This is a genomic window from Ruegeria sp. YTSA072 (assembly GCF_059610285.1).
This window is the reverse complement of record NZ_JBXWNI010000001.1, coordinates 355,168-374,866: the sequence shown is the minus strand read 5'-3', so window position 1 is coordinate 374,866 and position 19,699 is coordinate 355,168. Positions and strand designations below refer to the sequence as shown.

19 protein-coding genes are annotated in these 19,699 nt (G+C 57.1%); 7 read left to right on the top strand and 12 right to left on the bottom strand.

Annotated elements, in window-relative coordinates; genetic code table 11:
- Positions 1-8: 8 nt before the first annotated feature.
- The 5 genes from AC2FIB_RS01815 to AC2FIB_RS01795 all read right to left on the bottom strand — a co-directional run bounded on the left by AC2FIB_RS01815 (position 9) and on the right by AC2FIB_RS01795 (position 5,423).
- Positions 9-854, bottom strand: a complete 846-nt coding sequence (locus tag AC2FIB_RS01815; RefSeq protein ID WP_496841639.1) for an ABC transporter permease — start codon at positions 852-854, stop codon at positions 9-11.
- Entirely contained in the window at positions 851-1,780 is a 930-nt protein-coding gene (locus tag AC2FIB_RS01810) for an ABC transporter permease (protein WP_058277687.1), read from the bottom strand. The genes AC2FIB_RS01815 and AC2FIB_RS01810 overlap by 4 nt, the downstream gene beginning before the upstream one ends.
- Positions 1,773-2,570 carry an ABC transporter ATP-binding protein gene (locus tag AC2FIB_RS01805; protein ID WP_058278167.1) on the bottom strand — a complete coding sequence of 266 codons (798 nt, stop codon included), beginning with the start codon at positions 2,568-2,570 and terminating at the stop codon, positions 1,773-1,775. Before AC2FIB_RS01805 ends, AC2FIB_RS01810 begins: the two co-directional genes overlap by 8 nt.
- A 55-nt stretch (positions 2,571-2,625) precedes the next feature.
- The gene (gene hydA, locus AC2FIB_RS01800) at positions 2,626-4,080 is read right to left on the bottom strand and encodes a dihydropyrimidinase (protein WP_496733012.1); all 1,455 of its coding nucleotides are present in this window, start codon (positions 4,078-4,080) and stop codon (positions 2,626-2,628) included.
- A gap of 92 nt (positions 4,081-4,172) precedes the next feature.
- Positions 4,173-5,423 carry a Zn-dependent hydrolase gene (locus AC2FIB_RS01795; protein WP_496733011.1) on the bottom strand — a complete coding sequence of 417 codons (1,251 nt, stop codon included), beginning with the start codon at positions 5,421-5,423 and terminating at the stop codon, positions 4,173-4,175.
- Between the two features lie 171 nt (positions 5,424-5,594).
- Between AC2FIB_RS01795 and AC2FIB_RS01790 the strand changes: the two genes are divergently transcribed.
- Positions 5,595-6,203 (top strand): TetR family transcriptional regulator C-terminal domain-containing protein, encoded by a 609-nt coding sequence (locus tag AC2FIB_RS01790; protein WP_282118666.1) that lies wholly within the window; start codon positions 5,595-5,597, stop codon positions 6,201-6,203.
- Positions 6,204-6,233: 30 nt separating this feature from the next.
- Here the strand turns inward: AC2FIB_RS01790 and AC2FIB_RS01785 are convergent, their stop codons facing one another.
- The 3 genes from AC2FIB_RS01785 to AC2FIB_RS01775 form a co-directional block, all read right to left on the bottom strand.
- Positions 6,234-7,664: an NAD-dependent succinate-semialdehyde dehydrogenase gene (locus tag AC2FIB_RS01785; protein ID WP_496733010.1), complete on the bottom strand. Its 1,431-nt coding sequence runs from the start codon at positions 7,662-7,664 to the stop codon at positions 6,234-6,236.
- A 103-nt stretch (positions 7,665-7,767) separates the two neighbouring features.
- Positions 7,768-8,712, bottom strand: coding sequence for a LysR substrate-binding domain-containing protein (locus tag AC2FIB_RS01780; RefSeq protein ID WP_496733009.1), 945 nt, complete (start codon positions 8,710-8,712; stop codon positions 7,768-7,770).
- A gap of 2 nt (positions 8,713-8,714) precedes the next feature.
- The gene (locus AC2FIB_RS01775; protein ID WP_496733008.1) at positions 8,715-9,488 is read right to left on the bottom strand and encodes an aspartate dehydrogenase; all 774 of its coding nucleotides are present in this window, start codon (positions 9,486-9,488) and stop codon (positions 8,715-8,717) included.
- 158 nt (positions 9,489-9,646) lie between these two features.
- Here AC2FIB_RS01775 and AC2FIB_RS01770 point away from each other — a divergent pair, with 158 nt between their 5' ends.
- From AC2FIB_RS01770 to AC2FIB_RS01750, 5 genes are all read left to right on the top strand, one after another.
- Positions 9,647-10,600 (top strand): dihydrodipicolinate synthase family protein, encoded by a 954-nt coding sequence (locus tag AC2FIB_RS01770; RefSeq protein WP_496733007.1) that lies wholly within the window; start codon positions 9,647-9,649, stop codon positions 10,598-10,600.
- A gap of 95 nt (positions 10,601-10,695) precedes the next feature.
- Positions 10,696-11,238, top strand: a complete 543-nt coding sequence (locus AC2FIB_RS01765; RefSeq protein ID WP_496733006.1) for a 3-hydroxyanthranilate 3,4-dioxygenase — start codon at positions 10,696-10,698, stop codon at positions 11,236-11,238.
- A gap of 24 nt (positions 11,239-11,262) precedes the next feature.
- Positions 11,263-12,237, top strand: coding sequence for a TRAP transporter substrate-binding protein (locus tag AC2FIB_RS01760; RefSeq protein ID WP_496841635.1), 975 nt, complete (start codon positions 11,263-11,265; stop codon positions 12,235-12,237).
- A 63-nt stretch (positions 12,238-12,300) separates the two neighbouring features.
- The gene (locus tag AC2FIB_RS01755; protein WP_496841634.1) at positions 12,301-12,834 is read left to right on the top strand and encodes a TRAP transporter small permease; all 534 of its coding nucleotides are present in this window, start codon (positions 12,301-12,303) and stop codon (positions 12,832-12,834) included.
- Positions 12,831-14,090 (top strand): TRAP transporter large permease, encoded by a 1,260-nt coding sequence (locus AC2FIB_RS01750; RefSeq protein WP_496733003.1) that lies wholly within the window; start codon positions 12,831-12,833, stop codon positions 14,088-14,090. The genes AC2FIB_RS01755 and AC2FIB_RS01750 overlap by 4 nt, the downstream gene beginning before the upstream one ends.
- 103 nt (positions 14,091-14,193) lie before the next feature.
- On the opposite strand, the gene preA is transcribed toward AC2FIB_RS01750, so the two are convergent.
- The 4 genes from preA to AC2FIB_RS01730 all read right to left on the bottom strand — a co-directional run bounded on the left by preA (position 14,194) and on the right by AC2FIB_RS01730 (position 18,526).
- Entirely contained in the window at positions 14,194-15,498 is a 1,305-nt protein-coding gene (preA, locus tag AC2FIB_RS01745; RefSeq protein WP_496733002.1) for an NAD-dependent dihydropyrimidine dehydrogenase subunit PreA, read from the bottom strand.
- 18 nt (positions 15,499-15,516) lie between these two features.
- A complete protein-coding gene (locus AC2FIB_RS01740; protein WP_496733001.1) occupies positions 15,517-16,353 on the bottom strand; it encodes a methyltransferase domain-containing protein in 837 nt (278 codons plus the stop codon).
- 46 nt (positions 16,354-16,399) lie between these two features.
- Positions 16,400-17,734, bottom strand: a complete 1,335-nt coding sequence (locus AC2FIB_RS01735) for an NAD(P)-dependent oxidoreductase (protein WP_496733000.1) — start codon at positions 17,732-17,734, stop codon at positions 16,400-16,402.
- A gap of 159 nt (positions 17,735-17,893) precedes the next feature.
- Positions 17,894-18,526, bottom strand: coding sequence for a cupin domain-containing protein (locus AC2FIB_RS01730; protein ID WP_496719995.1), 633 nt, complete (start codon positions 18,524-18,526; stop codon positions 17,894-17,896).
- Between the two features lie 167 nt (positions 18,527-18,693).
- On the opposite strand from AC2FIB_RS01730, the gene AC2FIB_RS01725 reads away from it, so the two are divergent.
- Complete coding sequence (locus tag AC2FIB_RS01725) at positions 18,694-19,689, top strand: GT-B fold glycosyltransferase domain-containing protein (protein WP_496841770.1); 996 nt, start codon at positions 18,694-18,696, stop codon at positions 19,687-19,689.
- The last annotated feature ends 10 nt before the right edge of the window (positions 19,690-19,699 follow it).

Genomic DNA, 19,699 nt, shown 5'->3' with positions numbered 1-19,699 from the left:
TTATTGTTTTATCCACGTTGCGACGGGTGCCAGAAGGTCACCGCCTTTTCGATCATTGCGACAAGACCATAAAATGCGGTCCCGGCCAAAGCGGCCACCACAATCTCGGCCCAGACCATATCCAGCGATAATTGCCCCACGCTGGTGGATATCCGAAAGCCCATGCCTAGCGTGGGCGAGCCAAAGAACTCTGCCACGATAGCGCCGATCAACGCCAGGGTGGTAGAAATCTTTAAGCCGTTGAAGATAAAGGGCATCGCGGCGGGCAATCGCAGCTTCAAGAAGCTCTGCCAATAGGTGGCCGCATAGGTCTCCATCAGGTCGCGCTGCATGGCCGTGGCCTCGCGCAGACCAGCCACGGTGTTGACCAGCATTGGGAAGAACACCATCACCACGACAACGGCAGCTTTGGAGTGCCAGTCGAACCCGAACCACATCACCAGGATGGGTGCGGTCCCGACGATTGGCAGCGCTGCGACAAAGTTCCCAACGGGCAGCAAACCAAGTCGGAGGAAATCCCAGCGATCCACCGCAATTGCCATCAGGAATGCAGCGAAGCACCCAATGATATACCCGCTGAACGCGCCTTTGATGATGGTTTGAACGAAATCCTCCCACAGGATCGGCAGGCTGTTGGCAAAGCGCACCGCAATTACGGATGGCGCGGGCAGTATGACCAAAGACACGTCTAGCCCTCTGACCAGCAGCTCCCAAATGACAATGATCGTTAGGCCAAATATGAACGGAGCCAGAAATCGCACCATGCGCGTGTCCGCATAAGGCCCGCTGGCCAGACGGCTGTTCAGCCACCAACCCAGGACCCAAACGACGATTGCAAACAGCACTAGTATCATTGCGCCATCCCCATTCTTTTCAGGACCTTCCGTTCTACAAGCCCCAGCAACCCGACCAGGCAAGCCGCCAGAATGGCCGCTGCAAACAAGGCAGACCAGATCTGCACGGTTTGTCCATAGTAGCTGCCTGCCAGTAGACGCGCACCCAAACCGGCCACCGCCCCTGTTGGCAATTCACCAACGATGGCACCGACCAGCGAAGCCGCAATGCCGATCTTCAGCGACGTAAACAGATATGGCATCGATGCGGGCAAGCGCAGCTTCCAGAACCCCTGAGACCGGCTGGCGCTGTAAGTGCGCAGCAGGTCCAGTTGCATTGCATCCGGGCTACGAAGCCCTTTGACCATACCGACAACCACAGGGAAGAAACTCAAATAGGCCGAGATTACCGCCTTGGGGATGATCCCCTGAATGCCCACCGAGTACAGCACCACGATAATCATTGGCGCCAAAGCGATGATGGGAATCGTCTGGCTGACGATGGCCCATGGCATCACCGACAGGTCCATGACGCGGCTGTGCACGATCCCGACAGCCAGCAGAATGCCCAATCCAGTACCGATCACAAAGCCCAGCATTGTTGCGCTTAGCGTGACCCAGCCATGATAGATAAGTGACCGTTTCGAGGTGATTTTTTTCTGTACAGTGGTCTCCCACATCTCGACGGCGACCTGATGCGGCGCCGGCAGGCGGGGCCGGTCCTGCTCCCACGTGGCGGGGATGGCAAAGCTGTTATTCAACACCAGTCCGAATTCGGACATATCCCGACGATCTTTAGCCGAAGGTGGCTGAACTTCGGCGCCTGCACGCTCCTGTTCCGTCAAAACACCTTTGATGTTCATTGGAATGCAGGCCGCATACCAAAAGACGACGATCACCGCGAGAACGGTCAGAACTGCCCAGAAAGCTTTGAACCCATCATTCATCGTCCGCATGCCCCGCCCGTAGACCCTCGCGCACACGATGAGCCACTTCGATGAACTCAGGCGTGTCGCGGATATCCAATGGACGTTCCTTCGGCAGCGGGCTGTCGATCACATCCGTTATCCGCCCCGGTCGCGGGCTCATCACCACGATTTTGGTGCTCAGATACACTGCCTCGGGGATCGAGTGCGTGACGAAACCGATGGTTTTTTCTGTGCGCGCCCATAGCGCCAAAAGCTGTTCGTTCAGGTGATCGCGCACGATCTCGTCCAGCGCCCCGAAGGGTTCGTCCATTAGCAGGATATCAGCGTCAAATGCCAGCGCACGCGCAATGCTGGCGCGTTGCTGCATACCGCCGGACAGTTGCCACGGAAATTTGCCGCCAAACCCTTCAAGATCAACAAGTTCAAGAACGTTTCTCACACGTTCATCTTGCTCAGTGGCCGAATACCCCATGATCTCAAGCGGTAGCTTGATGTTCTTAGCGATAGTGCGCCAAGGATACAGGCCCGCCGCCTGAAACACATAGCCATAGGCCCGGTTCCGCCGCGCCTCATCCGGGGTCATGCCATTGACCGTCAGGGTTCCTCCGGTCGGTGTTTCAAGCGCAGCGATACATCGCAAAAAGGTGGTTTTCCCGCAGCCTGAGGGGCCGATGAAGCTGACGAAGTCACCCTTGTCGACCGTCAGATTTACGTCTTTCAGCGCGTGGATTGGTCCGTCATTGGTTTGGAAGGTCAGATCCAGCTGCCTTGCCTCGATAACGGGCTGGGTAGTGCTTTCAGTATTCATTCCATAGCCTTGAAAAGATTTGATTTTGGGCCACCCAACAGGCGGCCCGCACGAATCATACGCCCGTCGCCGGGATGCCCGTCCGTTCAACCGGTCGCGGCGCGGTCAGCTCTTTCCAGGTGCTCAACGCCTTGTTCACAGTAGTATTGGCCTCCCGCGCCACAAAGTCACCGTGACCTTCCTGCGTGCGGATTTCCCCATCATGCACAGCCACGTGCCCACGAGTAAGGGTAAAGCGCGGCAGGCCTTTGACCTCTTTGCCCTCAAACACGTTGTAATCGATCGAGGATTGCTGCGAGTCCGCACTGATCGTCTTGGACTTTTCAGGATCCCAAACCACCAGATCCGCATCAGCGCCAACCAGAACGGCACCTTTTTTCGGATAACAATTCAGTATCTTAGCGATATTAGTTGAAGTCACCGCCACAAACTCGTTCGGCGTCAACCGTCCGGTGTTCACCCCATGGGTCCACAGCATAGGCATCCGATCTTCAAGTCCGCCGGTGCCGTTGGGGATTTTGGTAAAGTCGCCAACACCATAGCGCTTCTGCTCGGTGGTAAAGGCACAATGGTCTGTTGCCACAACGCTCAACGATCCCGATTGCAGACCGTTCCACAAGCTGTCCTGATGCTGCTTGTTCCGGAACGGAGGGCTCATAACCCGACGTGCCGCATGATCCCAATCCTGGTTGAAATACTCGCTCTCATCCAGTGTCAGGTGTTGGATCAGAGGTTCGCCCCAAACCCGTTTGCCCTGCAATTTGGCCCGCCGGATCGCCTCATGCGCATCCTCGCAGGACGTATGCACCACATAAAGCGGTACGCCCGCCATGTCTGCGATCATGATCGCCCGGTTGGTCGCCTCGCCTTCAACCTGCGGCGGGCGAGAATAGGCGTGCGCCTCGGGGCCGTTATTCCCTTCGGCCAGCAGTTTGGCACTGAGTTCAGCCACCACATCGCCATTCTCGGCATGCACCATCGCAATACCGCCCAGTTCGGACAGGCGCTTGAACGAGGCGAACAACTCATCGTCATTCACCATCAACGCGCCCTTGTAGGCCATGAAGTGCTTGAACGTGTTGATCCCCCGCGTCTCGATCACCGTCTTGATGTCATCGAACACCTGCTCCCCCCACCATGTCACGGCCATGTGGAAGGAATAGTCACAGTTTGCACGGGTGGATTTGTTGTCCCAGCGTTTCAACGCATCCAAAAGGCTTTCCCCGGGGTTTGGCAGCGCGAAATCAACCACCATCGTGGTGCCGCCTGCCAACGCAGCCCGCGTACCGCTTTCGAAATCGTCGCTGGAATAGGTGCCCATAAACGGCATCTCCAGATGGGTATGCGGATCAATCCCACCCGGCATAACGTAACATCCCGTGGCGTCCAATTCCTTGTCACCCTTCAGATCCGTCCCGATCTCTGTGATGACGCCATCTTCGACCATGACATCCGCCTTGTAAGACAAGTCGGCGGTCACAACGGTTCCGTTCTTGATAACAGTGCTCATTCTAATCTCCCTGACGCGGTCTGCGCCGCTTGCTTGATCTGGCCAATAAATCCCGTGGGAGTCGCCCATCAGGCGACGGGGGCAACGCCCCCTTATTCCACAATCTCAGCCGTTTCGACGACCGCATGAAACAGAACATCCGCCCCGGCTGCGGCCCAATCCTTGCTGATCTCTTCTGCCTCGTTGTGGCTCAACCCGTCAACGCAAGGGCACATGACCATGGCCGTCGGGGCCACCCGGTTGATCCAACAGGCATCGTGCCCCGCCCCTGAGATGATATCGGTGTGCGAATATCCCAGCCGCTCTGCTGCGTCCCGTACAGCCGCGACACAGCTGTCGTCGAACTTCACCGGATCAAACCCACCAACTTTCTCGAACTCAATCTGCAGGCCCATCTCTTCCACGATATCTTCGGCCGCAACGCGCAAACGGTTTTCCATATCTGTGATGACCGCCAAATCCGGCGAGCGGAAATCGACCGTGAACACCGCCTTGCCGGGAATCACGTTGCGAGAATTCGGGAACACGTCAATATGCCCTACAGCACCAACGGCATGGGGCGCATGGGACCACGCGATCTCATCCACTTTCTCAAGAATACGCCCCATCGCCAGACCCGCGTTTTTGCGCATCGGCATTGGCGTAGATCCAGTATGTGCGTCTTTGCCTGTCACGGTGATCTGCGTCCAGCTCAGCCCCTGCCCGTGCGTCACAACGCCGATATCCTTGCCCTCGGCCTCAAGGATCGGCCCCTGTTCGATGTGCAACTCAAAGAAGGCGTGCATTTTGCGGGCACCGACCTCTTCCTCGCCGCGCCAGCCAATGCGCTTTAGCTCATCGCCGAATGTCTTGCCCTCGGCATCTTCGCGATCATAGGCCCAGTCCTGCGTGTGCATCCCGGCAAACACGCCCGAAGACAGCATCGCCGGCGCATAGCGCGTGCCCTCTTCGTTGGTCCAGTTGGTCGCGACGATCGGATGTTTGGTCTTGATGCCCAAATCATTGAGCGTTCGGATAATCTCCAGCCCACCCAATACACCCAACACGCCGTCATACTTGCCGCCGGTTGGTTGGGTGTCCAGATGCGAGCCGACATAGACCGGCAACGCATCCGGATCAGTCCCTTCGCGACGGGCAAACATATTGCCCATCTGATCCAAACCCATGGTGCAACCGGCGTCTTCGCACCACTTTTGAAACAAAGCGCGCCCTTCTGCGTCTTCATCCGTCAGGGTTTGGCGGTTGTTGCCCCCCGCAACACCGGGGCCGATCTTGGCCATCTCCATCAGGCTATCCCAAAGTCTGTCGCCATTGATCCTGAGGTTTTGCGCCGGAGCTGCCATCTTGTTCTTCCCTGTTGCTTGCGATTTGGCTCGCTTTTGGTGTCTTGATTTGACCATCTGGTCAAACTCACGCTATCACGGGTTCGACATCAGTCAAGAAATTGCATGGTGCCGCCGGAAAATTCGGCATATTTGGTGCCCGCTTGGCGGAAAAAGAGACAGTCAGGAAACATGCCCAAAGACCGCGCCCCGACCCGAATTCAGAAAAAGAACCGCGCCGCGATTCTCGAAGCCGCACTGAACGTGTTTTCGGCGCATGGTTTCCGTGGGGCGACCGTAGATCAAATCGCCACCGAGGCCGGGCTGAGCAAACCGAACCTGTTGTATTATTTCCCGTCGAAAGAGGCGATCCACACAGCCTTGCTGTCCGGTCTGTTAGAGATCTGGCTGGCCCCTCTGCATGATCTGGACGCGGATGGCGACCCGATGGAAGAAATCCTCGCCTATATCCGCCGCAAGCTGGAAATGAGCCGAGACCTGCCGCGCGAAAGCCGTTTGTTTGCGAACGAGCTGGTTCAGGGCGCTCCGCGTATCCACGAATCTCTGTCGCATGACCTCAAATCTCTGGTGGATGAGAAAACGGCAATACTGACGCAGTGGATGGATCAGGGCAAAATCGCGCGCCTGCACCCCTATCACCTGATCTTTTCAATCTGGGCGCTGACACAGCACTACGCCGACTTCGACGTTCAGGTCCGCGCAATTCTGGGCGACGAAGACCCATTTGAAGGGGCCGAGCCGTTTATCGACACGCTCTACCGGAAACTTCTGACGCCGTAATCGGCGCGACTTTATCTGACGCGCCTTTGCTCAGGTGATGTCGGCGGAATGCCATACGTTTTTTACGATCATGTAGTTGTCCAGCCCCTCGGTGCCGCCTTCGCGACCATATCCGCTGGATTTCACGCCGCCAAAAGGCGTTTCAGGCATGGATGCCTCAAGCGTGTTGATAGACAGGTTGCCGACCTCGACCTCGTCAATCAATCGATCAATATAGTCCGCGCGATTTGTAAATGCATAACCGGCCAGCCCATAGGGCACCGAGTTTGCTTTGCCGATTGCGTCATCCAGTGAGGATACCGGATTGATCACAGCCACCGGACCAAAAGGTTCCTCCTGCATGATCCGGGCGTTGTCGGGCACGTTCAGCAGGACGGTGGGCTGAAAGAAGTACCCTTTGTCGCCATGTTTGGCGCCACCCGTGGCAACCGTCGCGCCCTTTTCACGGGCGTCTTCCACCAATTCTGTCAGTGCAGGCACCCGCCGGTCATTTGCCAAAGGCCCCATTTCCACATTTTGGTCCCAGCCGTTTCCGACAACGGTTGCCGCAGCGCGTTCAACGAAAGTTGTGGCGTAATCGTCAAAGATGCTCTCATGCGCAAAGAACCTTGTGGGCGATGTGCACACCTGCCCGGCATTGCGCATTTTTCGAACAGCACTTGAGATCCCGGCCGCTTTCACATCTGTGTCTTCGCAGACAATTACTGGCGCGTGGCCACCAAGTTCCATCAGCACCGAAGTCATATGTTCTGAGGCCAAGGTAGTCAGATGTCGCCCCACAGCGGTTGAGCCGGTGAAAGCCACAAGCCTGACCGGATCCTGCGGGATGAGGTGACCTGAGATTTTTGCCGGCTCTCCGAACACCAGGTTCAGGACGCCTGCAGGAAGACCGGCATCTTCAAAGGCTTTTGCAATATGTATTGCCCCGGCGGGTGTTTCTTCTGCCGCCTTCAGGATGATTGAGCAGCCCGAAGCCAGCGCGCCAGCGATTTTGCGTGCTGGTTGGCTCATCGGGAAGTTCCAGGGTGAAAAGGCCGCGACGACACCGATAGGCTGGTGATAAACGGAGAACTTGTGACCCGGAGCCGCAGGGATGACCCGCCCATAGGTCCGCATCGCCTCGCCCGCGTCCCATTCAAAGAACTCTGCCCCTCGGATAACCTCAAGCCTGGCCTGCTTCAGCGGCTTGCCGTGTTCCATGGTGATGGCATGGGCAATCTCTTCCTGACGTTCCCGCATCAGCGCGGCAGCGCGCAAGATTGTGTCGGAACGTTCGCGCGGTGAGGTGCGACTCCATACGCGAAAGCCACGGACTGCGGCCTCCAGGGCGTCATCCAGATCCTGCTTCGACGCGCAGGGAAGCCGCCCGATTTCGCCCTCTGTCGCGGGATTCACGACCGGTATGTCCCGGTTGGCTGTGCGCCACTTGCCCGCGATGAACAGCTTAAGCTCAGGATACATGAAACCGGTGCCTCCGACTTTGACTATTTCAAATCATGCAATGGCTGGCATTACTTCAAGTGAATTGGGTGAATACTGATATCAATTTGACGAATACCTGACCTCATTTCTGTTTCACCGCCTGATGCAGCGCCGATTTAAAGGCACGACCAGCGGGGGAAAGATCATCATCCGCACGGAAGGAGACACCAATCGGGCCCTGCCCAAATGGGACATCCCAATCCAATGGCGACAGGTAGCCGTGGGCGATGTCCTGCGACACGACCTCGGCCGGCATAAGCCCGATCAGGTCGCGTGACTGCAGCAAAGCACGATTGGTCAGGTAGGACACGGATTCGATCGTCACGGGCGGGACGTATTGCTGCTGGCCAACAAAGAAATGATCCAGCTGACGCCGCAATGTGGTTTCCAGCGGTGGGACGATCCAGCCAAAGGGTTTGGTCTGAGCGAAGGAAACGTCCGGGCGACCCGCAAGAGGATGCTGATTGCCGACAATCGCCAGAATGCGGTCTTCAAACAGCTTTTCTTGCCTGATCTTGTCACGGTGCCTATGAGAGGGAAGCCGCCCGACTACCATGTCGATTTCGCCCGAAAGCAACCTCGGCATCAGGACTTCGTTCGTGCCCTCGTTGATCTTGATCGCTACATTCGGACGGTCGGCCAGAAGGATTTCAATGGCTACCGGCAGCAGGCTGGTTGAGGCGGCCAACAAAGTGCCCACCACCACACGGCCTGCATTGCCTTCGTTCAAGTCATCCAGTTCCTGCGCAGCGTTCGAGACCTGTGCAAAGATCAGCTTGCCGTGACGTATCAAAGTTTCTCCGAACACGGTCGGAATCACACCCCGATTGGTCCGGCTAAACAGCTTGACCTCAAAATCCAGTTCCAGATCCTGAATCATCTTGGTTGCGGCCGGTTGCGAGATGCCCAGCTCGCGTGCGGCGTTCTGGATGTTACCGTGGGCTCCCACCGCTACCAGCAAACGCAGTTGGCGTAGCTTCAGCCGGGTCAGCGCGCGGTCGACGATACGTGAATGACGTCCCACCATGGTCATATCACAATTGGCTTTGAAAGCTGGTCGAGCTTGGCCACCACACTCATCGCGGCCAAGGCCGAGCTGCGTGGATTGTCCGGCAGGGAATTGCCGCTTATTCGGAAATGGAACTGCCCGAATTCCCCTTCGGCCTCGACCTCATGAATGTTTTGCGCAATCGACGGATCAGCGATGAGTTTTACCTGCGTCTCATCAAATCCAATCCCAGCCAAGGCTACGGCTGCCGCAACGTTTGCGTTTTTGGGATAGGCCAACGCCGCCTCTCGGGCGGTCCCAGCGAAGTGCGTTTCAACCTGTGTCAGCCCCTCAAGATCCAGCCTGTCCTCTGCGGCAGAGCCTTTCCAACCTAGCGGCGGCTTGCGCCCGACATAGATAACCTTGTCTAATTTGCCGGTCGCCGCAGCGCTCAGGCAATCAAGGGCACCGATTGCGCCGCTGGCCAGGTGCAGTTTCGCCTGCCCCACGCTGGCCGCGCTTTCCATCTCGTCTGCAATCGTTTGATCCGCCAATGCACCGACGGACACCGTGATCATGTCCGTACCCTGCCCCAGAACCTGAGGACCGTAGGCCGCCAGTGCCTGGTGGCCGGCGCATTCGATCACTAGGTCCGCCTCTGCGATGAGCTCTGGCACCGAACCCACAAACAGGTTCGGGTTTTGTGAAATGCTGCCTGGTCGCACCAGAACCGCATGTACCATATGGCCTCGCGCCTGAACCGCGCCCATGACATGCTGCGCAATCGCGCCTTTACCGATCAATCCTATTTTCATGTGGCAAACCTAAACCAGCGCCAATGAATTCTAAATTGGTATTCTTTGGGTATTCTAATTTCAGATACCCAGTTCCCGGCTTTCGCATTGGATCAAGTGGGGTGATCAGGCTTTGATGGCGACGCCAGAATTGCGCGTTAATCGGAAGGCCCGTTAAAATGAACTACTCCAAGCGCGACGCCAAAGCCTATGCGCGCGAGAACATGACCGGCATCTGGGCCGCAGCCCTGAACCCCTTCAACGATAATTTGTCACTGGATGAGGCCGGGCTGCGGTCAAACATTCGCCACTGGATTGACGATCTGGATATCCAGGGACTGTTCGTGGCAGGCAAGCAGGGCGAGTTCTTTTCGATGAGCCTTGATGAGCGCAAGCGCAACTTTGAGATTGCGGTTGACGAATGCGCGGGCAAAGCCGGTGTGATTGTCTCGGTCTCGGATCAGAACATGGACACGGCGCTGGAACTGGCCCGCCATGCGCAGAATTGTGGGGCCGATTACATCGTCTTGCATGCCCCTGTTCTAAGCTTTGTTCAGGATCGTGGAGAGGTTTTGTACCAGTACTACAAACGGTTCTGCGATGAGCTGGATATCGGGATCGCGATGTGGAGCCACCCGGACAGCGGATACCTGATGCAGCCTGAAGAATGCGCACGGATTGCTGATTTGCCTAACATCGTGGCCATCAAATACTCCGTCCCGCGTGAGATGTATGTGAAACTGACGCATATGGTGGGCGACAAAATTCATGTCTCGACATCGGCTGAACATGAATGGCTGGACAATATTCTGGAACTGGATTGGAAACTGTATCTGTGTTCGTCGCCGCCTTACCAATTACAGACCAAGAATGATCAGCGCATGAACGAATACACGCGGCTGGCGTTTGCCGGCAAAGCAGATGAGGCGCGCAAGGTGTTTGACAGCCTGAACCCGGTGCGGGACGCGATGAAGCGAACCAAACCTGCAGGCAAACCCACCGCTTTTGGAAAATACTGGCAAGAGCTGCTGGGACAGGTCGGAGGGCGTGTGCGACCCCCAATGCTGGAACTGACCGAGGCGGAAAAAGAGATCATCCGCAAAGGGTTCGCGGAATGCGGCCTGAAGCCATAGCCACATCGATATAAGCAAATCGGATATCTAGATGCGGATAATTTCTTTGCGGTTATGAAAAAACCGGCCAAACTTCTACTAACAGGGAGTGGGACATGTCGAAGTTAAGTGCATTCAACTTTCAGAAATGGATCGACGAACACCGTCACCTGCTGAAACCACCTGTCGGCAATCAACAGGTGTGGGAGGATGCCGACCTGATGGTCACCGTCGTCGGCGGGCCGAACAAGCGAACCGACTATCACGACGATCCAGTTGAAGAGTTCTTCTATCAGCTAGAAGGCGACATGGTGCTGAAGCTGTTTGACGGAGAGGAATTCTATGACGTTCCGATCCGCGAAGGTGAGATCTTCCTGCTGCCGCCGCATGTGCGCCATTCACCACAAAGACCGCAGGAAGGCTCAATCGGATTGGTGATCGAACCCAAACGGCAAACAGGCGAGCTGGACGCGATCGAATGGTATTGCTTTGAATGCGGCACCCGCGTTCATCGGGCCGAGATGCAATTGCAGTCTATCGTCAAGGACTTGCCGCCGGTCTACGAAAAATTCTATTCATCAGAAGAAGACCGAACATGCCCGAACTGCCAGACCGTGCATCCGGGAAAAGAGCCGCCAGAGGGCTGGGTCACACTCTGAGATGAACAAACAACAGGGAAGAACATGAAACATTTTGCTAAGATCGCCGCTTCGGCTGCAGCGCTTGCTGTGACATCGCTAGCTGCCCATGCAGATGAATTCCGTCTGGGCCTGATCACGCCACCTCCGCATATCTGGACCAAGGCGGCCGAGTCCTTTGGGGCCGAGCTGAACGAAGCCAGCGGAGGTGCCCATACCGTATCTGTATTCCCTGCCCGTCAGTTGGGCAACGAGGCAGAGATGCTGCAACAATTACAGACTGGCGCGCTGGACATGGCGTTCATGACAGTGGCCGAAGTATCAAACCGCGCGCCTGAGCTGGGTGCGTTTTATGCGCCATACCTCGCGGATGATATCGGCCACGCGGGGCGCATCCTGCGTTCGGATGCTGCCAAAACGATGCTGGACCCCCTGCCCGGTCAGGTTGGCGTTGTAGGCCTAGGTTACGGTATGGCCGGGCTGCGCCAGATCGTCAGCCGGGGCGACGTGTCTTCGGCCGAGGACCTATCTGGTCTGAAACTGCGGATCACGCCGTTCACGCCGATTTTGGATTTCTACAACGCGGTCGGAGCTGCACCAACACCGATGCCACTGCCTGCAGTCTATGACGCGCTGGCCAATGGGCAGGTCGATGCCATTGATATGGATGCTGAACTGATCTGGGTGCTGAAATACTATGATCACGCCGACACGATTGTTCAATCCGATCACATGATGTTCCCGATGGTCGGTCTGGTCTCGGCAAAGGTTTGGGCGGGACTGTCCGATGAAGACCGCGCGATGATCGGTGATCTGATGGCCAAGCATGTCGACAGCACCATCGATGCTTATGTTGCCAACGAAGCGAAGTGGCTGGAACAGATCGAGGGAACCGGCAAGGCCTACAAGAAAGTCGATGCCTCATTCTTTGGCGATGCGATTGAGGAATGGAACGGCATATGGTCTGAAAAAACCTCGTCCCTTGACGCGCTGCGCGAGACTGCGGCAGAAACCAAATAAAGTTGAACGTTTCAAGGAAAGGGCGCAGGTCAATCCTGCGCCCTTTTTCATAGGGGATCGGCGATGTTATACCGGCTGTCTGCAGCGTGGGCGTGGGTTGAGTTATGGTGTGCCGCAGCACTGGCCGTTTGCGTCACCCTATTGATCTTGTTGAATGTCGTGACTCGCACGGCGGGTAACGCCCTGTTCTGGGTGGATGAATTGGCGAACTACGCCATGGTTTGGATGACATTCTTTGGCGCGTCAGCCTCGTTGCACCACCGCAATTCGGTCTCGATCACGATCCTTGCCGATCTGGTTCCACCTCATGTCCGGGCAATAATCCGAAAAGCAGTCGACATCGTTGTCTTCGCGTTTGCAATCGCGATGCTGTGGTTCTGCTGGCGGTGGTTTTTGCCACTGGACATCGCTCGTACAGGGTTCGATGCCATGGCTTTTCAAGGCAATACTTTCAACTTCATCTATGCCGAGCCGACCTCAACCCTCGGGCTTCCGAAGTTTTTGTTTTGGCTCGTGATGTGGCTGTTTGCCTTGGGGGCAACGCTACATTCAACGATGCATCTTCTGACGCGTCCCGGACAAGGGTCACCGGTATGAGCCCGATTGTCTTTCTAGCTACCCTGCTGTTGTCGGTGCCCGTTGCCATCGTGTTGGCGATCACTGCAATCTGGTACATCTGGGAAAGCGGGAACACGGTTCTGTACGACAGTTTTGCGCAGAAAATGTTTGGCGGGTTGGAAAACTACGGCCTGCTGGCAATCCCGCTGTTCATGCTGACCGGAGAGCTGATGAATGAAGGCGGCATGACACGCCGCCTGGTCGCTTTGGCGCGTGTATTCGTGGGCGGATTCCGGGGCGGGCTCGCCTATATCAACCTGCTGGCCAATATGTTCATGGCCGCCATCATCGGCTCGGCAACCGCACAGATCGCTGTGATGTCCCGCGCCATGGTCCCCGCGATGGAGGAAGAGGGTTATAGCAAGGGCTTCGCCGCCGCCACGACAGCAGCCGGGGGCCTGTTGGCACCGGTCATCCCGCCATCAATGATGTTCGTTATCTTTGGCGTTTTGGCGCAGATTCCCATCGGCGAAATGTTCATCGCCGGGATCATACCCGGCTTTCTGCTGGCAGGAGCCTTTGCTTTGGTGATCACGCTTGTCGGTTGGGTTCAGCAATTCCCAAAGGGCGTCTGGATGTCCCGCCGCGATGCTCTGCAGGCCCTGATCGCCGCCCTTCCTGCGATGCTGATCCCGGTTTCGATCATCGGTGGTATTCTGTTTGGCATCGCTACGCCGACAGAATCCGCAGCCATCGCTTCGCTGATCGCATTTCTGGTCGGGTGGCTCATTTACGGAGAGCTAAAGCCGCAACATCTGGGCGAGATGTTCAAGCGAACAGCCGCAAACGCATCGATGATCCTGTTCATGATTGCGGCGGCCAGCGTTTTTGGGTGGGTGATCATTTACGAAGAAATACCGCAGCAGCTGGCGGGGCTGATCACGTCGATCACCTCAGATCCATTCATGTTTTTACTGATCGTAAATGCTGCACTGCTTTTGGTGGGAATGGTGATCGACGGGATCGCCGCCATCATCCTGATCACGCCCATTTTGTTGCCGATTGCCACTGGATCCTACGACATCAGCCCCTACCAGTTCGGCGTTGTCGTATGCCTGAACCTTGTTCTTGGCCTGATTACGCCACCCGTCGGAATTGGCCTCTATATCGCCTCATCCATGAGCGGCACGACCCCCGGAGCAATTCTGAAATCACTTTGGCCATTCCTGATTGCGGTGGCCGCCGTCTTGATCCTGCTAAGCTATGTCCCAAGCCTGTCGACCTACTTGATCTAGCATAACAGTTGCCGTCACGCGGCTTTGAATGCCCTGTATGGGCCGGTCTGCATCTGGTAAGAGGCCCGCGCTTTCGGGCCCCTTCATGTTTTCAGCACCCGATTTACTCGGCAGCTTTGGCCATCGGATTGTTTGGATGCGTCGTCCAGTTGGCATAATCACGCTGAACTTCCAGACCGGTCCGCGGATCGACCTCTCCGGCCGTCATTGGCACCATTGAGATGCAGCCGTCGACCGGGCAAACATCCACGCACAGATTACAGGCGACGCATTCGTCATCCATGACCTCGAACACCCGATCATCGGACATGGAAATTGCCTGGTGGCTGGTGTCTTCGCACGCGGCATAGCAGCGACCGCATTTGATGCACTCGTCCTGATCGATCTTGGCCTTGGCCACGTAGTTCAGGTTCAGGTATTGCCAATCGGTCACGTTTGGAACCGCACGACCGACAATCTCGGACACGTTTGTGTACCCTTTTTCGTCCATCCACTTGGACAGACCTGCGGTCAGTTCGTCGATGATCTTAAAGCCGTAAGTCATAGCTGCAGTACACACCTGGACGTTTCCACAGCCCAGAGACATGAACTCTGCCGCATCGCGCCATGTGGTCACGCCGCCAATGCCGGAAATCGGCAAGCCATGGGTGGCTTCGGCGCGGGCGATCTCGGATACCATCGACAGGGCAATTGGCTTGACCGCCGGGCCACAATACCCACCGTGGCTGCCCTTGCCATCAATCGATGGTTCCGGGCTGAACGTGTCCAAATCAACGCTGGTGATCGAATTGATCGTGTTGATCAGTGACACCGCATCCGCGCCACCGTTTTTCGCCGCCTCGGCAGGCTTGCGAACATCAGTGATGTTTGGCGTCAGCTTCACGATCACGGGCCGGTCATAGTATTTCTTGCACCAGCGGGTGACCATCTCGATATATTCCGGCACCTGCCCTACGGCTGCGCCCATGCCACGCTCGCTCATCCCGTGCGGGCAGCCAAAGTTCAGCTCGATCCCGTCCGCGCCGGTTTCTTCGACACGCGGCAGGATTGCTTTCCAGGCCTCTTCCTCGCAGGGCACCATGATCGACGCGATCAGCGCGCGATCCGGATAGTCCGCCTTAACCCGGGCCATTTCTTCAAGGTTCACCTCAAGCGGGCGGTCGGTGATCAGTTCGATGTTGTTGAGACCCAACAGGCGGCGATCCGCGCCATAGATCGCGCCGTAGCGCGGCCCGTTCACGTTTACGACCGGCGGCCCCTCGGACCCGAGCGTTTTCCAGACGACACCGCCCCACCCGGCCTCGAATGCGCGGCGCACATTGTATTCCTTGTCTGTCGGCGGCGCCGAGGCGAGCCAGTAAGGATTGGGGCTGGAAATGCCCAGAAAGTTTGTTGTCAGATCGGCCATGGCTTCTCCCTTCCCGGCTCAGCCGGTTTTCTTGAATATCATTTCGGTCGGACGAATGCGCCCGGCCTTGAGGTTCGTGACGTAGTTTTGAAACTTTTCAGGCGCCGTCTCGCCCATCATCAGGTGGATGCCCAAGGGCGGCGGGCCGCTTTCGGCGATGCGCGCAAACACCTCTTCGAAAAAGGTCAGCGCGAAGTCGGTCCGGTCCGTCTCGGTGACCAATTCGAAGCCCGCCGCTGCGGCGGCGTCTTTGTAAACCTCTGGCGCATCAACAAAAGATGTCTCGGCGACAGTCGACCATGGCAAAGGATAGGCCAGTGGCTCGGCAACTTCCCCACCCATCACATCAAACAGGGCAAAGGTCCCATCCCAGGCCAGCGCGCGCGAGACTTCCGTGAAAAGGCCAGCCTTGTTTTCGATGTTCATCCCGACATGCATCATGACAGCAAGATCGAAGCCTGCATCCGGCACAGGCATGTCCAGTGCGCTGCCCACCAGAAAACTCGTCTTTTCGGAATGACCGACAATCTGACTCAAAGCCGTGGCCGTTTCGACAAACTCCGGTGTCAGGTCGACCCCGGTCACCGTTGAGTCATAACGATCCACGATGTACCGCGACGTCCCACCGATGCCGCAGCCGACATCCAGCACACGGGTCGCGTGGGTCGGTGAAAGCTGGGCAAAAAGGTTGTCCGTCGCAAGAACACCGCCGGTGTGGAACTCATCACCCGCCTTTAGGTCGGCAACCGTGGCCGCATTGGGATCAATGCCACTGGCTTTAAGCGCTTCACGCATGCGTTCCGTAAGAGCACCAGTTGTATAGTGTTGCGCAACAGCTTGTTCGATCTGGGACATGAGAATACCTCAGCAGCGAATGGGATGGGGTGAATGCCCCATCCTATCACGAAACGAGCGTTGCGTGGATGTCCATCGCCGCATCCCGGCCTTCGGCCACGGCGGTCACGGTCAGGTCTTCACCCCCCGCCGCGCAATCGCCCCCGGCCCAGACACCGGTCATCGAGGTGCGCCCCGCGCCAGACACAGCGATCTTGTTGCCATCCAGCTTCAGCCCTTCGGGCGCGCCGTCTAGGTTTTGACCGATCGCTTTGAGGACCTGATCAGCGGGTATGCGGATCATCTCTCCGGTGCCCGAAAGCTGACCGTCGTGACTGGACGTATACTCCAATTCGATCTCCGCTGCTGCCCCGTTTCCGTGCACAGCCACGGGCTGCACGTTGGCCATGATCTTGACTCCGTGCGAGGACGCGAGGTCCTGCTCATACCGGCTGGCGCCCATTGCATCTCGCCCACGGCGGTATGCGATGGTGACATGTTCGGCGCCCAACAGTTTCGATTTCACCGCAGCGTCCACAGCGGTCATGCCACCGCCGATCACCACGACGTTGCGACCCACCGGCAGATGCGACAGGTTCGAGGCCTGACGAACGTCCGAGATGAAATCGACCGCGTGGCGGACACCGTCCAGGTCAGCACCCTGCGCACGCAGGGCATTCACCCCGGCAAGGCCGATAGACAGGAATACTGCATCGTAGTTCTCAACCAGCCCGTCCAGCGAGACGCCCTCTCCCAAAACAGAACCGGTTTCGATAGAAATACCGCCGATTTTAAGCAGCCAGTCTACTTCGGCCTGCGCAAAATCGTTCGTCGATTTGTACGCGGCGATCCCGTATTCATTCAGTCCACCCGGCTTGGGGCGGCTTTCGTGGATCACCACGTCATGCCCAAACATCGCCAGCCGGTGCGCACAGGCCAGACCCGCAGGTCCTGCCCCGATCACGGCAACCGTTTTGCCGGTGGGTTCGGCCCGTTGGAACGGGTGTTCCCCGCCGACCATCACGCTGTCCGTCGCGTAACGCTGCAGCCTTCCGATTTCGACCGGTGAACCTTCGGCGGTTTCGCGCACGCAGACTTCTTCGCACAGCGTTTCAGTCGGGCAAACGCGGGCGCACATGCCACCCAGAATGTTCTGCGCCAAAATGGTCTCACCCGCCGCTTCGGGCTGACCAGCCTGAATCTGGCGCATGAACAGCGGAATGTCGATGTCTGTCGGACAGGCTGTGACGCATGGTGCGTCGTAACAAAAATAGCACCGATCCGCTGCCACGGCGGCCTCATGGGGGGCCAGTGGCGGATGCAAATCCGTGAAATTCGAGGTCAGCTCATCGCTGGACAGCCGCCCGGAGACAATGCCGGGGGCAATCTGGCCCTGTGCCATCACTCTACTCCCTGTAGATATGTTTGTTGTGGCCTCAGCTTGCCACAAAGTAATTTTTTATCAAATGGTAAAATTTGCCAAATGGTCAAAAAATGAAAAAACCGGACCAATCGACCCGGTTTTCCTTTGTTTCTGCCTGTTTTTCTTGCAGCGAACGTATCAGACCATCTGAGCCAAATGCCCTGTTTTCGTCCAAACACGCGCTCCCGAAGCACCCGCCACGGCGGTAGATCGCGCGCCCGGAGGCAACCTCAGCCAGTCCCAGGTCGTGAAATCCTCGTCAGATTCCCTCAGCGAGCCTTCGATCACAAACAGCTCCATTCCGTGCGACGCGTCCAGATCCAACGCCTCGCCCGCCGCAAGATTGAACACTCGGACATCCTCATGCGCGTCTTTGAACAGTTGAGTATTCCCCTGACCATTGATCGAGCGGCGTACCTCTGTCCGATCATCCGGGTCAAACTGATGCAGCTTCACCAAGATCGTCGCCCCCTCTTTAGCCGAAGGTGTGTGCGACGAGGTCGGAGGGTTTCTCACATAACTGCCGACCGGGAAATCTCCGGTTTCGTCCTGAAAAACGCCGTCCAGAACCAAGTATTCTTCTCCCCCGTCATGGGTGTGGGCCGAAAATGCGCTGCCCGGAGCGAAACGGACGATTGTCGTTGCGCGGGCAACCTCCTCGCCGATGCGATCCAGCATCTTGCGTTCGACACCGGCGGCGGGTGACGCGATCCATTCATTCTGGTCGAAATGAACTGCAACACGTTTGGTGAAATCTGCGTTGATCCTCATGGGGGCACTCCTGAACGGGGACGTGTCCCTAACATGGGATTGCGCCGACATTTTTCAAATTGCACGCATCGCATCTGGTTTTGACGGGCGCGCCTGCATACTGTACGTCCGACAAGAAACCCGAGCAGCGCCGGACCACGGCACCCACAAGTACTGAAAGTCACCGGATGCAGGCCAGCGCCCCGAAATTCAACATCGTTATCATCGGGCAAAACAACCGTCTGCAATACGAAGCCCTTTTGTTTGCTGCCTCGCTGCGGCACAGCAGCCCTGATTTTTCCGGTCGACTGTTCGTGGCTGTTCCACAACCCGGTCCACGCTGGCCGCAGGACCCTACCATCCAGAACGAGGATCTGCTGAAAGCACTCCGTCAGCTGGATGCCGAGATCTTGCCGTTCGAAAACAAAGTATTTGGCGCCAGTTACCCTTATGGCAACAAGATCGAAGCTTTGCTGGCCATGCCCGAGGGTGAGCCCTTTGTGTTTTTCGACAGTGACACACTGATCACCGGCGATCTGACCAGCGTCCCCTTCGACTTTGACCGCCCCGGCGCATCGCTAAGGGTCGAAGGAACCTGGCCCAAACCAACCTTTTATGGTCCTGGACTGGATGGGATCTGGAAGGCGCTTTATCAAAGGTTCGGACTGGATTTCGACAGCTCGCTGGATACCAGCCAACCGGTGGATTACTGGCGGCGCTATCTGTACTTCAATGCCGGGTATTTCTTTCATTCCTGCCCTCACACCTTCGGAAAGCGCTTTCTGGACTATGCCTGCACGATCCGCGACGGCGAAATCCCCGAGATGGCAGGACAGAATTTTGACCCCTGGCTGGATCAGGCTGCACTGCCGCTGGTTATCCACTCGTTCGGCGGCGGTCGCGATGCCCTGCCCGCAGGTCTTCTGGACGGATCGGTCAGCTGTCATTACCGCCTGTTCCCCCTGCTCTACGCCCGCGAAAGCGATCACGCTGTCGAGGTGCTGGAAACCGTGGTTGCGCCAAACCGGGTCAAGAAGGTCCTCAAGGGATATGACCCGATCAAGAAGCTGGTTCTGCAGCGCAAAGGTCACAAGATCAGGGACATGTTCGACCGCGAGAACCTTCCCAAACGCGAGCAGGTTATTCGCAACACGATACGCAAGAATGGTCTTTGGATGCGCTGACAGGAATGTT

What these genes read in the sequence shown, in the direction of transcription:
- AC2FIB_RS01760 (WP_496841635.1), top strand. Translation starts at nt 11,263, where the DNA reads ATGAAACATTTTGCTAAGATCGCCGCTTCGGCTGCAGCGCTTGCTGTG.
- AC2FIB_RS01755 (WP_496841634.1), top strand. Translation starts at nt 12,301, where the DNA reads ATGTTATACCGGCTGTCTGCAGCGTGGGCGTGGGTTGAGTTATGGTGT.
- AC2FIB_RS01770 (WP_496733007.1), top strand. Translation starts at nt 9,647, where the DNA reads ATGAACTACTCCAAGCGCGACGCCAAAGCCTATGCGCGCGAGAACATG.
- AC2FIB_RS01780 (WP_496733009.1), bottom strand. Translation starts at nt 8,712, where the DNA reads ATGGTGGGACGTCATTCACGTATCGTCGACCGCGCGCTGACCCGGCTG.
- AC2FIB_RS01730 (WP_496719995.1), bottom strand. Translation starts at nt 18,526, where the DNA reads ATGAGGATCAACGCAGATTTCACCAAACGTGTTGCAGTTCATTTCGAC.
- AC2FIB_RS01805 (WP_058278167.1), bottom strand. Translation starts at nt 2,570, where the DNA reads ATGAATACTGAAAGCACTACCCAGCCCGTTATCGAGGCAAGGCAGCTG.
- AC2FIB_RS01735 (WP_496733000.1), bottom strand. Translation starts at nt 17,734, where the DNA reads ATGGCACAGGGCCAGATTGCCCCCGGCATTGTCTCCGGGCGGCTGTCC.
- AC2FIB_RS01790 (WP_282118666.1), top strand. Translation starts at nt 5,595, where the DNA reads ATGCCCAAAGACCGCGCCCCGACCCGAATTCAGAAAAAGAACCGCGCC.
- AC2FIB_RS01785 (WP_496733010.1), bottom strand. Translation starts at nt 7,664, where the DNA reads ATGTATCCTGAGCTTAAGCTGTTCATCGCGGGCAAGTGGCGCACAGCC.
- preA (WP_496733002.1), bottom strand. Translation starts at nt 15,498, where the DNA reads ATGGCCGATCTGACAACAAACTTTCTGGGCATTTCCAGCCCCAATCCT.
- AC2FIB_RS01810 (WP_058277687.1), bottom strand. Translation starts at nt 1,780, where the DNA reads ATGAATGATGGGTTCAAAGCTTTCTGGGCAGTTCTGACCGTTCTCGCG.
- AC2FIB_RS01740 (WP_496733001.1), bottom strand. Translation starts at nt 16,353, where the DNA reads ATGTCCCAGATCGAACAAGCTGTTGCGCAACACTATACAACTGGTGCT.
- AC2FIB_RS01725 (WP_496841770.1), top strand. Translation starts at nt 18,694, where the DNA reads ATGCAGGCCAGCGCCCCGAAATTCAACATCGTTATCATCGGGCAAAAC.
- AC2FIB_RS01750 (WP_496733003.1), top strand. Translation starts at nt 12,831, where the DNA reads ATGAGCCCGATTGTCTTTCTAGCTACCCTGCTGTTGTCGGTGCCCGTT.
- AC2FIB_RS01795 (WP_496733011.1), bottom strand. Translation starts at nt 5,423, where the DNA reads ATGGCAGCTCCGGCGCAAAACCTCAGGATCAATGGCGACAGACTTTGG.
- AC2FIB_RS01775 (WP_496733008.1), bottom strand. Translation starts at nt 9,488, where the DNA reads ATGAAAATAGGATTGATCGGTAAAGGCGCGATTGCGCAGCATGTCATG.
- AC2FIB_RS01765 (WP_496733006.1), top strand. Translation starts at nt 10,696, where the DNA reads ATGTCGAAGTTAAGTGCATTCAACTTTCAGAAATGGATCGACGAACAC.
- hydA (WP_496733012.1), bottom strand. Translation starts at nt 4,080, where the DNA reads ATGAGCACTGTTATCAAGAACGGAACCGTTGTGACCGCCGACTTGTCT.
- AC2FIB_RS01815 (WP_496841639.1), bottom strand. Translation starts at nt 854, where the DNA reads ATGATACTAGTGCTGTTTGCAATCGTCGTTTGGGTCCTGGGTTGGTGG.